The sequence below is a fragment of the Vibrio minamisatsumaniensis genome, assembly GCF_050337445.1.
Lineage (GTDB): Bacteria > Pseudomonadota > Gammaproteobacteria > Enterobacterales > Vibrionaceae > Vibrio > Vibrio artabrorum.
The window spans coordinates 15,538-27,657 of record NZ_JAKJSY010000066.1; the positions used below are offsets into that span (position 1 = coordinate 15,538).

Below are 12,120 nucleotides of genomic sequence, written 5' to 3' on the forward strand. Positions count from 1 at the left end.
GAATCATGTCTAGAAAAATTTCCATTACGATTCCCTCTCGTCAGGGGGAACAGACGTTTTATTTCGGCCGTAAAACCGTACTCATATGCACGACAGCACTCTTTTCAGTGCCGTTATTCATTGGTGGAATGGCATACATGCACTTCGAGAATAAACAAGAACTCGCACTGCAAGCGGGTGATGCCCAACAGTTGATTGAAACGCTGATTGTTGAAAAAGAGCAAACTGAAGATCTTTACGCTGAGCAGGTAGAAACCAACCACTCGCTATCACAGGCACTCACCGAGAAAGAAAGCACGATCCAACTGCTTGGTAAGCGCGTCTTTGATGTGGAATCTGTACTGGGTCTTGCCGATGAGGAACTGCTTACTGATGATGTCTCTTTAGAAGAACGTATTGATGCGGCTGCAGTCGATTCAGCAGTAAGAGCCACAATGTTCCGTTTGATTCCAAACGACAGCCCGATGGCTTATCAACGTATCTCTTCTTCTTATGGTAGCCGCACTAACCCTATTTCAGGTAAACGCCATGTACATACTGGTATCGATCTGACGTGTAAGCGTGGTGAAGATATTGTCGTGCCCGCCGATGGAGTGATTGAAACGGTACGCCCAAGTAACAAAGGCTTCGGTAACTTTATTACTGTGCGCCACTCGTTCGGTTTCATGAGTTCTTACGCGCACCTACAAAAGTTCAAAGTTCGCAGCGGTCAGTTTGTGAGTAAAGGTGATGTGATTGCAAGCTGCGGTAACTCAGGTAACTCAACCGGCCCACACTTGCATTATGAAGTACGTTTCCTTGGTCGTTCACTGAACCCTCAATACTTGATGGATTGGACACCGGAAAACTTCAACTACGTGTTCGAAAAAGAGAAAAAGGTTAAATGGGGCCCACTGGTTCAACTGATTGATAATGTGGTTCGCTTACAGATCAACCTAACGAACGTACCTTACATTAGCTCGACCATCGACACCGTATCAAGCGAAGATAGCAAGAAACCTATCACGACGAACTAGAGCCTATTGGTTTGGCCTATGATGATCTAATCGCTTTTAGACTACTGTAGGCCAAATGCTTTGATAGCGTTCCACACCAACAAAAAGAGCGACCGTCTGGTCGCTCTTTTTTATGATTTTAAACGGGTTTTAACCACGATGAATCGAATCATGAGCTTGCTTTAGAAGACTTTGGCTCTCTTGCAAGAACTGCTGCGAGTAGTCGCCAAACCAATCACTGACTTGATTAAAGCTCTCAACAAACTTGGCTTTATCTTTGCCATCCAAGATTTCTAATGCTTCACCGAAACGACGATGGAAACGTCGAATCATTTCAATGTTCTCATCTGAAGAAAGAATGATATCACCGTACAAGTTCGGGTCTTGAGCAAACAGACGACCGACCATCGCAATCTCAAGTCGGTAGATTGGCGAGCTTAGCTTCAGAAGCTGATCGATGTTCGGGTTCTCTTTACTCAGGTGCAATCCGTAAGCAAAAGAGGTGAAGTGGCGTAGTGCTTGAATCAGAGTCATGCCGTGATCGTGTTCAGCAGCATCCATCTGGCAAAGGCTCGCGCCCCAAATACCAAATTGATTCAGTAGCCATTGGTAGCTTTCGGAGCCTCGACCATCACTGTAAACAATCACCTGCTTAGCTAAGCTTGGAACATCAGGGCCAAACATTGGGTGTAATCCAACCACTGGACCTTGGTGTATGTTCATCATGGCTTGTAGAGGTTTCGATTTAATTGAGGTCAAATCACATAGAATACAATCGCTTGGTAGGTTACCTAGCTTCGCAATCACACCTTCAGTTAGATGAATTGGAACCGTAACAACCACAAGGCCAGCACTCTCTAAGATTTCATCGGCTCGGTCCCAGTCTTGGCTGCCAAGAATTTTCACTTGGTAACCAGAGAGCTTGAACATACGGCCAAACAAGCCACCAAGTTGGCCATTACCGCCAACGATAACCACTGAACGTAACTCTGGGTTAAGACACTTAAAGCCAGAGTCTTTCTCACTGGCATAGGACTCACGCATAGTTCGACGCAAAATATCTTCAATTAACTGTGGCGGAACCCCTATTTTCTCAGCTTCTTGACGACGAGATGCCAGCATCGCAGCTTCACGCTCTGGGACATAAATAGGTAAACCATGTTCACTTTTTACTTCGCCAACTTTCTCGACTAAAGCAAGGCGTTGAGCCAGTAAATCCAACATTTGTTTATCAACAGCATCGATTTGGTCGCGTAATTCGTTCAGTTCAACGGCCATTTTATTCCTTACTCATCTATAAGCCCGTGCTAATCTAAAAGCCCGCACTGATGCAGGTTCGTTAGCGACAGATCTTAAAATGCCCCATTATATGAGGCACTTAAATTCAAACTCTGACTAACCTTTCAAGCGGTTTTCTAAAAACGGAACTAACTCCGTATGTGCATGCTTCAATAGTGCCTCAGTTGACTCCCAATTGATACATGCGTCGGTAATAGAAACGCCGTATTTCATCTCATTGAGAGGAATATCTGACGGCTGATTTCCTTCGTTAATATGGCTCTCAATCATTAGGCCGATAATCGACTTGTTGCCTTCACGAATTTGGTGAATCACATCTTCTGCAACAAGTGGCTGGCGACGAAAATCTTTACGAGAGTTAGCGTGACTGCAATCCACCATCAACGCGGCATCTAAATCAAACTTACCCAACTCTTCTTCACACTCATGTACTGACACTGAATCGTAGTTTGTCTGCTTACCACCACGTAAAATAACGTGACCATTTGGGTTACCCTGAGTCGTTAGCAGTGCAACCTCACCTTCACGGCTGATGCCCATGAAGCGGTGACTAGAAGACGCCGCCTGCATCGCATTGATTGCCGTACCTAGGTTGCCATCAGTGCCGTTTTTAAAACCGATTGGCATTGAAAGACCACTTGCCATTTCACGGTGAGTTTGAGATTCAGTCGTACGTGCACCAATCGCCGCCCAGCTGAATGTATCGGCTAGGTATTGTGGGCTGATTGGATCGAGTGCTTCTGTCGCTAGTGGAATTTCCATCTCAGCGAGTTCAACAAGTAGCTCACGGCCAACATGCAGGCCATGCTCAATATCGAAACTGCCGTCTAGATGCGGGTCATTAATCAAGCCTTTCCAACCCACCGTAGTACGAGGCTTCTCAAAGTACACACGCATAACAATATACAGTTGATCGCTCAGTTCTTCAGACAGTGCTTTAAGGCGTTTCGCGTACTCTTTCGCCGCTTCGATATCATGGATAGAACATGGTCCACACACGATAAGCATACGGTGATCTTTCTTATGAATGATGTTCGCAATCGTTTCACGAGACTCTTGAATAAAACGACGAGCATTATCGCTCAAAGGTAATTTCGCTTTTAACTCCTCTGGAGTAATCAGTACCTGTTCGTCGATGATATTGACATTGCTTAATTCACTTTTCTGCATAACTCAACCTGTATATTTATTTTTACACCCTGAATATCAATATGGGCTAACAATCTTTAAAAACACAATAACAGCTATAAAAACGATTGCAAGTGTAAACAATAAAAAACATTTAATGTAAACTTTTATATACATGCGCTATTTAGCTCATTACCTAGTATAAACAGAACTAAACGGTACTTCACACATACAAAAAAGGCGATATTTCTCATATCACCTTCTTAAAACTTATAGCGTGTTTATTTATCACCCAGCGTTTAACATTCGTTTGATTTGCTCTGAGGCCTCTTTCCATCGACTATCCGAATGAAGAGTTGGTAAATCAAAGCTGTGTTTTTTAAGCAATGAGTTGGCTAAAGGTACCTCTTGAATCGCTAATTGATCAAGAGCCTCAATTTGTGCATCTCGTTTGTTACACATCAACACCATATCACAACCGGCATTCAAAGCCGCCTTCGCTCTGTCTGCTGGCCCGCCCATTATGGCAGCACCTTCCATTGTTAAATCGTCAGAGAACACCAAGCCTCTAAATCCAAGCTGTTGCTTCAATACCTTTTGAAGCCAATACTGTGAACCACTCGCTGGCTGATCATCATAGTGAGAGAAAACCACATGCGCAGGCATCATCGCATCCAATATTCCGGCTTCAATTTGCGCCTTGAAGATGGCCATATCGGTGTCAAAGATGTCATCTCTAGGATCGTAAGGCGTTTCAAGGTGTGAGTCTGCAATCACCCCACCGTGTCCAGGGAAGTGCTTTCCTGTTGTCGCCATGCCAACCGACTTCATGCCCTTAATAAAAGCGCTACTGTGACGAACGATGGTATCAATATCTTCACCAAACGCGCGGCTACCAATCGCTTTGCAGTCGTGGCCTTTGTCTAGTACTGGCGCAAAGCTCAAATCGATATCATGGGCAATCAATTCCGCCGCCATCAACCAACCCGCTTGTTCCGCTAACTGCTCACCATGATTCTTAGTCGCAAATTCCTGAGCCGCTGGGATAATTGAAAAGCCGTCACGAAAACGCTGAACTCGGCCGCCTTCTTGGTCAACGCCGATTAAAATAGGACGTTTTGCAACTTTACGAATCTCTTTATTTAACGCCGATAACTGTTTGCTATCGTGATAGTTTCGAGAAAATAAGATGAGGCCACCTACAGTTGGATGCTCTAAAATCTCTCGGTCTTCAGCGGTCAGTTCGTAGCCTGCAACATCAACCCACAACGGTCCCATATTTATCCCTTATTAAACCCAATTTCATCAACTTCCCGAGATTATTCTCTTTAAATTTGCTTTACAATGTTTTTAAACCAATCTGGATAAGAGTTTAGGAATGCTGCGCAAGAGCTTAAGAGTGGATCATAAGGAACTGTATATTGGCGTGATGTCGGGAACGAGTATGGATGGCGTTGATACCGCATTAGTTTCAATTGAAGGCGATAGCATTACATTGCTTGCTCATGATGAGTTCCCAATGCCTGACGATCTCAAAGCGCGCCTGCTTGAAGTGTGTATTGGTCAGAAAACCGATTTGATTGCGATTGGCGAACTCGACCACCAGCTTGGCCACCTGTTTGCTGATGCGGTTCTGCAACTGCTCGACAAATCAGGTACGCTAGCCTCTTCTGTGACTGCGATCGGCAATCATGGTCAAACCGTATTCCACCAGCCAACCGGCGATTCACCCTTTACCATGCAGTTGGGTGATGCCAACATCATTGCCGCTAAAACAGAGATTCAAACGGTTGCTGATTTCAGACGTAAAGACATGGCATTAGGCGGACAAGGGGCGCCATTAGTCCCCGCTTTCCACCATACGATTTTCCACCCACAAGACAGCTCAGTTGTGGTGTTGAATATTGGGGGGATCTCAAATATTTCAGTGCTGCGCCCAAACCAACCAACACTGGGATATGATACTGGCCCGGGCAATATGTTGATGGACGCTTGGGTTGATAAGCACACTGGCGAAAAGTTTGACCGTGAGGCGCAATTCGCACTGAAAGGTCAAACCAATCAAGCCTTGCTCGAACAGCTGTTAAGTGAATCTTATCTATCTCAAATGCCACCGAAAAGTACCGGTAGAGAGTTGTTTAACCTACCTTGGTTAGAGCAACAACTGACAGAATTTAAAGATCTTGCAGCAGAAGATGTTCAGCGCACGCTTTGTGAATACACCGCATTAACGATAGCCAATGAAGTGGACACCTATCGCTTAGGTAACCAACCTGCACTATACGTATGTGGCGGTGGTACAAGAAACCCATTGTTGATGAAACGACTGTCTGAACTGCTTCCAAGTTGGGAGGTTGACTCAACCACCAGCAAAGGCGTGGATGCCGACTACATGGAAGCGATGGCCTTTGCGTGGCTTGCTCAACGTCATGTTCATCAACAACCAAGCAATTTACCTGAAGTGACAGGTGCAAGCAGAGCCGCCTCTCTCGGCGTGCTATACCGTGCTGACTAAACTATTATAAACCATCATTTAAGGATCATTATGAGTAACGACGCCCTCATATCAGCGCTCTCGCACCTCGTTTCGGAGGGGAGAAACCCTGATACTATGGATATTGATCTGCTCACCTCTCTCCAAGTGGTTGAAAAGATTAACCAACAAGACAAACAAGTCCCTTTAGCGATCGAAGCGGAACTGCCACAGATCGCTAAAGCGGTGGATCACATTGCTTATGCTTTTCAAAACGGTGGCCGATTGATCTATATGGGGGCCGGCACCAGTGGTCGATTAGGAGTATTAGATGCCTCCGAGTGTCCGCCGACTTTCGGTGTTTCAGACAAGATGGTGATTGGCTTAATCGCAGGTGGGCCAGAAGCGATTTTAAAAGCCAAAGAAGGCGCGGAAGACTCACTGACTCTCGGTATTGAAGATCTCAAAGCGATTCAGTTTTCAGAAAGGGATGTTGTGGTAGGCATTGCCGCAAGTGGTCGCACGCCTTACGTAATCGGTGCCCTCAACTATGCTAATCAGGTTGGTGCAGTGACCGTTGCGCTGTCTTGTAACCCAGATTCACCCATTGCTGAAATCGCTCAAATTGCCATTAGCCCTGTGGTTGGCCCCGAAGCATTAACCGGTTCAACACGATTAAAATCGGGTACGGCGCAAAAATTGGTACTTAATATGCTGACCACTGCCAGCATGATTCGTATCGGTAAGAGCTACCAAAACCTGATGGTCGACGTAAAAGCGACCAATGAAAAGTTGGTTGCTCGTGCTGCTCGTATCGTTATCCAAGCCACTGAGTGTGAGAGAGCACTGGCAGTATCGACACTGAAAGCGACCGATTACGATGTGAAGTTATCTATTTTGATGATTCTGACAGGGCTAGATTTAGAATTGGCCAAGGATCAGCTTGATAAGCAAAATGGCTTCTTGAGAAAAGCCGTCGAGAGTAATCAGTAATCTCGACTCTGCTTTTGTAACGTCTCATTCTGAGCGTGACACTCGCGACATACAAAAAGACCAGTCCACATACGGTACTGGTCTTTTTATATTGAATGCTCTTACCGCTAGCTTCGGCTTAATAGTCGTTTGAGAACTCATCCCAGCCACGTTGCCATTCCATACGGAAACGTTGAGCGTCTTCGGTGCCAGAACACACACCTTCATACACCTGACCAGATAAACCAATATGATAAGCATGGTTGGGGTTACAATACTCCGTCACACCGAGATGGTAACCCTCTGTGTAGCTCGCTTGATCGACGCTGCCAAGCTCGGTCATCTCTGAATACGAACGTTGAGTATGGCCTTTGAGACCATCACGATAGCCAATCTCTTGCCAATTACCTTCTGCCGCTAAATCTTGAACATTGGCGCTGCATCCTGCAAGGCTAAATGCGACGGCGAATAGTGCGATTATTTTTTTCATTTTAGTCCTTTATATTTACCTGACCACTTCCTGACGAAGCGTTATCTTTGTTTGTAATTCTCCGCTGAACACCGGCCGATGTCCACTCATTGTCTGATGTTTGCCCCTTTAAGGGAATACTGACCGTTCAAGATCTCTCACCAACCGAACGACAAACCACTCAATCCGTTATAGCACCACTAAATTTGCTATTCGACCACTCACTCTCATAGCGGAAGCTTCTTCTCATCCACTTATTTAATATACACCCTGACTTAATTAATACATTCAGGGATAACAAATTATGATGTGGTTTCTTACCTGTGTTGCAGCACTCATTGGTGGCTACTTTATTTACGGTGCCTTTATCGAGAAGATTTTCGGTATCAATGAAAAGCGTCAAACACCGGCTCACACCAAGCAAGATGGCGTGGACTACGTTCCAATGTCGACACCAAAGGTTTACCTAGTTCAACTGCTTAACATTGCAGGTGTCGGTCCAATCTTCGGCCCGATCATGGGTGCCCTATACGGCCCGGCAGCAATGCTATGGATCGTGCTCGGTTGTATCTTCGCCGGTGCGGTACACGACTACTTCTCAGGTATGTTATCTATCCGTAATGGTGGTGCTTCAGTTCCAACCATCACTGGCCGTTACCTAGGCAATGGCGCAAAACACTTTATGAACATCTTTGCCATTGTTCTACTGCTTCTTGTTGGCGTGGTCTTCGTCTCTGCTCCTGCAGGTATGATCACTAACCTAATCAACGACCAAACTGATTTCGCGATGTCTACAACCACCATGGTTGTTATCATCTTTGCTTACTACATCATCGCAACGATTGTCCCTGTCGATAAAATCATTGGTCGCTTCTACCCACTGTTCGGTGCACTGCTTATCTTCATGTCTGTTGGCCTAATCACTGCGATTGGTCTTTCTGATGAGCACCAAATCATGGGTGGATTCGAGATGAAAGACATGTTCACCAACATGAATCCGAATGACCTGCCACTATGGCCAGCTCTATTCATCACTATTGCTTGTGGTGCTATCTCAGGCTTCCACGCCACTCAGTCACCACTGATGGCGCGTTGTATGGAAAACGAGAAAAACGGTCGCTTTGTCTTCTACGGCGCAATGATTGGTGAAGGCATCATCGCTCTAATCTGGTGTGCACTGGCTCTGTCTTTCTTCGGTTCCATTGAATCTCTATCTGACGCGGTTGCAAACGGCGGCCCGGGTAATGTGGTATACAGCGCTTCATTTGGTCTACTGGGTGTATTCGGCGGTGTCCTAGCGTTCCTTGGTGTGGTTATCCTGCCTATCACTTCTGGTGATACCGCGTTCCGCTCAAGCCGTCTTATTCTTGCTGAATACTTCAACATGGAACAGAAAACACTGCGAAATCGCCTACTGATGGCTCTACCACTGTTCGTTATCGGTGGCATCCTGACTCAAGTCGATTTCGGTATCATCTGGCGCTATTTCGGTTTTGCTAACCAAACCACAGCAGTGATGATGCTATGGACCGCTTCAGCTTACCTACTTCGCCACAACAAATTACACTGGGTAACGACAGTTCCAGCTGTGTTCATGACATCTGTGTGTATCACATTCATCCTGAACAACAGCCAACTAGGCTTCGGTCTATCAATGCAAATCTCAACCATCATTGGTGTAGTGAGTGCATTAGGTGTTGCGGCTTACGTTATCAAAATTTCAAAAGGCAAAGGTGATATCGACCTTGCTGATGAAGAAGAAAAAGAAGCAAAAGGCGTAACCAAAACTGCCTAGTTCTTTCAGACTCTTGATAAAAGAGACAGGTCTTCATAGATAGACAAAAGAACAGCCAAACACACTTCGCTTGCTCCCGTCATCACCCAGTGATTCGTGGAAATTAAGACGAAAGCCCATCCTCTGTGATGGGCTTTACTGTATCCCAACATTGAGAAGCAATCGTCGCTCGATATAACTAACAAAAACACAAGCAAAACTACCGTTACCACGCAATGAGCTTTACACTTAACCCGCGTCTCAATAGGTGAAAATATGGAACTCATTCTCTCTTTGCTGCAACAAACCTGTGTCTACTTAGTGATCGCTTACATGCTAAGTAAAACTCCGCTGATTCTGCCTTTATTGAGCATCTCTTCACGCTTAAGCCATAAAGTCAGCTGTTATGTTCTGTTTTCCCTGTTCTGTATTATGGGCACCTATTTCGGATTGCAAATCAATGATGCTATCGCCAACACTCGCGCAATGGGTGCGGTAATGGGAGGCTTGTTTGGCGGCCCAGTTGTCGGCTTTGCTGTCGGTTTTACTGGCGGTATCCATCGCTATTCACTTGGTGGTTTTACCGATTTAGCTTGTGCAATTTCCACCACCGCAGAGGGGCTGATTGGTGGTTTGCTGCACGTTTATTTAGTCAGAAAAAATAAAGCCAGCCAATTGTTTAATCCGTTGGTGGTTTTTTCCGTGACCTTATTTGCGGAAATCATTCAGATGTTAATTCTTCTAATCGTCGCTAAACCATTTGAACAGTCTTATGCATTGGTTTCTGATATTGCTGCACCAATGATCATCGCAAACTCGGTTGGGGCTGCGCTGTTCATGAGTATCATCCAAGATCGAAAAACCATTTTCGAGAAGTACTCGGCTACCTTCTCACGCCGCGCACTGACCATTGCAGAACGCTCGGTGGGCATTTTGCATGGCGGGTTCAATTCGGATAACGCGCAAAAAATCGTGCGTATCATTTACGAAGAGACCAAGGTTGGTGCCGTGGCGATCACCGATCGAGAAAAAATTCTCGCGTTCGTCGGCATTGGTGCTGAACACCATATTCCCAACACCCCGATTTCATCGCAAAGCACACTCACTTCGATGGAACAGAACGACATTATCTATCTTGATGGTAAAGAGAACCCATACCAATGCTCTCTGTCTGCAAATTGTAAATTGGGCTCTGCGTTGATTATTCCACTGCGTGCAGGTAATGAAGTGATCGGTACCATTAAGTTGTATGAGCCAAAACTCAAACTGTTCTCGACCATCAATATGTCGATGGGAGAAGGCATCGCCCAGCTGTTATCAAGCCAGATCCTGTTTAGTAACTATCAGCTACAGCAAACACTGCTCACCCAAGCGGAAATCAAACTGCTGCACGCTCAAGTGAACCCACACTTCTTGTTTAATGCGCTCAACACCATCAGCGCAGTCACCCGTCGTGACCCAGATAAAGCGCGAGAGTTAATACAGCACTTGTCTCACTTCTTTAGAAGTAACCTAAAGCAGAACATCAACACGGTAAAGCTCAAAGACGATCTAGCACACGTCAACGCTTACCTGACCATAGAGAAAGCACGCTTTACCGATCGACTAGAAGTGGAATGGGATATCGACCCGCAGTTATATGAATCTCAATTGCCGAGCTTTACCCTACAACCGCTGGTAGAGAATGCCATCAAACATGGCATTTCAAATATGTTGGAAGGCGGCAAAGTGAAGATCTATAGCGAAGCTTTCGAGAATGGGTTCAAGTTAACCGTTGAAGACAACGCGGGCAATTATCAGAAGCCATCTCAAGATCACGTAGGATTAGGTATGGAAATTGTTGATAAACGGCTGACTAATTTCTTTGGACAAGATTCAGCACTAAAAATAGAATCTCAACCACAGCAATTTACTCGAATGAGCTTTATCATACCTATACTCAAATAATGGTATTTTCGGAGACAAATAGCTCCGAGTTGAAACATTTAGAAGCAGACACTTAAAAGATAAGCGTGAATCAAGCAGGGATAGAACCAAGATGAAGGTTATAGGATGTTAAAAGCATTAGTCGTCGATGATGAGCTTTTTGCTCGCGAAGAGCTGATTGAGCTGCTGACCGAAACCGGAGAAGTGGAAATCATTGGCCAAGCGAGTAACGCGATCGAAGGACTGAAACAGATCAACCTACTCAAGCCTGATGTGGTGTATTTGGATATCCAAATGCCGCAGGTTACCGGAATTGAACTGCTCAGCATGCTTGACCCAGACACCATGCCTTACGTGGTCTTCGTCACCGCCTACGACCAATATGCGATTCAAGCCTTTGAAGATAACGCTTTTGATTACCTACTTAAGCCCGTCGAGCCTTGTCGATTAAACAAGAGTGTTTGTCGCCTGAATAAGGTCATCAAACAAAATCAGCAAGCCCCAGAACAGAACATCTCAGCGATTGCTCCCTGTCACTTAGAGCAAATCCCGTGTATCGGTCATAATCGCATAGTGATCATGGCAAGCCAAACCGTCGAGTGCGCTTATTCCGATATCAGTGGTGTGCATGTACGTAGCTCATCGCAAACCGCGACCTCACAGTTAACGCTAAAGATCTTGGAAGAAAAAACCGATTTGATCCGCTGTCATCGCCAATACTTGATCAACATAAAATCGATCCAAGAGATCAAACTGTTAGATAATGGATTAGCGGAGATCATTACCCTGACGGGCTTTGAAGTGCCTGTCAGTCGTCGTTACTTAAAGACATTGAAAGAGCAACTCGGTCTCCAGTAACGCATTACAAGTTCGATGCCTTATTCCAAAGCACGATCAAAAAAGCCAACGCATCATGAACTGACCCCCAATAGTTGGACACCAATTATTGGGGGTCTTTTTATGTCCAAATATAGCCGAGAGCTAAAATGTATCATTGCTAAGCAATACTTAGATGGCACGTCATCTCTCTACTTAGCAAAACAATATTCAATTTCTTCAAGACAGATACGGTATTGGGCTCAAG

Annotated in this window: 10 protein-coding genes and 1 pseudogene; 7 read left to right on the top strand and 4 right to left on the bottom strand. The window is 45.3% G+C overall.

Annotated elements, in window-relative coordinates; genetic code table 11:
- Positions 1-5 precede the first annotated feature (5 nt).
- On the top strand, positions 6-1,016 hold the full coding sequence (locus L4B77_RS14825) for a M23 family metallopeptidase (protein WP_429751347.1): 1,011 nt from the start codon (positions 6-8) through the stop codon (positions 1,014-1,016).
- A gap of 129 nt (positions 1,017-1,145) precedes the next feature.
- On the opposite strand, the gene tyrA is transcribed toward L4B77_RS14825, so the two are convergent.
- From tyrA to nagZ, 3 genes are all read right to left on the bottom strand, one after another.
- A complete protein-coding gene (gene tyrA, locus L4B77_RS14830; protein WP_261838934.1) occupies positions 1,146-2,273 on the bottom strand; it encodes a bifunctional chorismate mutase/prephenate dehydrogenase in 1,128 nt (375 codons plus the stop codon).
- A 117-nt stretch (positions 2,274-2,390) separates the two neighbouring features.
- Complete coding sequence (locus L4B77_RS14835; RefSeq protein WP_261838933.1) at positions 2,391-3,464, bottom strand: 3-deoxy-7-phosphoheptulonate synthase; 1,074 nt, start codon at positions 3,462-3,464, stop codon at positions 2,391-2,393.
- A 246-nt stretch (positions 3,465-3,710) separates the two neighbouring features.
- The gene (gene nagZ / locus L4B77_RS14840; protein WP_261838932.1) at positions 3,711-4,700 is read right to left on the bottom strand and encodes a beta-N-acetylhexosaminidase; all 990 of its coding nucleotides are present in this window, start codon (positions 4,698-4,700) and stop codon (positions 3,711-3,713) included.
- Between the two features lie 121 nt (positions 4,701-4,821).
- Here nagZ and L4B77_RS14845 point away from each other — a divergent pair, with 121 nt between their 5' ends.
- Entirely contained in the window at positions 4,822-5,937 is a 1,116-nt protein-coding gene (locus tag L4B77_RS14845; protein ID WP_261838931.1) for an anhydro-N-acetylmuramic acid kinase, read from the top strand.
- 30 nt (positions 5,938-5,967) lie between these two features.
- Complete coding sequence (murQ, locus tag L4B77_RS14850; protein WP_372091859.1) at positions 5,968-6,888, top strand: N-acetylmuramic acid 6-phosphate etherase; 921 nt, start codon at positions 5,968-5,970, stop codon at positions 6,886-6,888.
- A 118-nt stretch (positions 6,889-7,006) separates the two neighbouring features.
- On the opposite strand, the gene L4B77_RS14855 is transcribed toward murQ, so the two are convergent.
- A complete protein-coding gene (locus tag L4B77_RS14855; protein WP_261838929.1) occupies positions 7,007-7,357 on the bottom strand; it encodes a DUF2799 domain-containing protein in 351 nt (116 codons plus the stop codon).
- Positions 7,358-7,640: 283 nt separating this feature from the next.
- On the opposite strand from L4B77_RS14855, the gene L4B77_RS14860 reads away from it, so the two are divergent.
- The 4 genes and pseudogenes from L4B77_RS14860 to L4B77_RS14875 all read left to right on the top strand — a co-directional run.
- The gene (locus tag L4B77_RS14860) at positions 7,641-9,131 is read left to right on the top strand and encodes a carbon starvation CstA family protein (protein ID WP_261838928.1); all 1,491 of its coding nucleotides are present in this window, start codon (positions 7,641-7,643) and stop codon (positions 9,129-9,131) included.
- A 255-nt stretch (positions 9,132-9,386) separates the two neighbouring features.
- Positions 9,387-11,057 carry a LytS/YhcK type 5TM receptor domain-containing protein gene (locus tag L4B77_RS14865; protein ID WP_429751351.1) on the top strand — a complete coding sequence of 557 codons (1,671 nt, stop codon included), beginning with the start codon at positions 9,387-9,389 and terminating at the stop codon, positions 11,055-11,057.
- 105 nt (positions 11,058-11,162) lie between these two features.
- Positions 11,163-11,894, top strand: coding sequence for a two-component system response regulator BtsR (gene btsR, locus L4B77_RS14870; RefSeq protein ID WP_429751353.1), 732 nt, complete (start codon positions 11,163-11,165; stop codon positions 11,892-11,894).
- A gap of 102 nt (positions 11,895-11,996) precedes the next feature.
- Positions 11,997-12,120 (top strand): annotated as a pseudogene (locus L4B77_RS14875) (helix-turn-helix domain-containing protein); the annotation flags it as partial.

Coding starts and splice junctions, on each gene's coding strand:
- murQ (WP_372091859.1), top strand. CDS start 5,968: ATGAGTAACGACGCCCTCATATCAGCGCTCTCGCACCTCGTTTCGGAG.
- tyrA (WP_261838934.1), bottom strand. CDS start 2,273: ATGGCCGTTGAACTGAACGAATTACGCGACCAAATCGATGCTGTTGAT.
- L4B77_RS14855 (WP_261838929.1), bottom strand. CDS start 7,357: ATGAAAAAAATAATCGCACTATTCGCCGTCGCATTTAGCCTTGCAGGA.
- L4B77_RS14865 (WP_429751351.1), top strand. CDS start 9,387: ATGGAACTCATTCTCTCTTTGCTGCAACAAACCTGTGTCTACTTAGTG.
- btsR (WP_429751353.1), top strand. CDS start 11,163: ATGTTAAAAGCATTAGTCGTCGATGATGAGCTTTTTGCTCGCGAAGAG.
- L4B77_RS14860 (WP_261838928.1), top strand. CDS start 7,641: ATGATGTGGTTTCTTACCTGTGTTGCAGCACTCATTGGTGGCTACTTT.
- L4B77_RS14835 (WP_261838933.1), bottom strand. CDS start 3,464: ATGCAGAAAAGTGAATTAAGCAATGTCAATATCATCGACGAACAGGTA.
- nagZ (WP_261838932.1), bottom strand. CDS start 4,700: ATGGGACCGTTGTGGGTTGATGTTGCAGGCTACGAACTGACCGCTGAA.
- L4B77_RS14825 (WP_429751347.1), top strand. CDS start 6: ATGTCTAGAAAAATTTCCATTACGATTCCCTCTCGTCAGGGGGAACAG.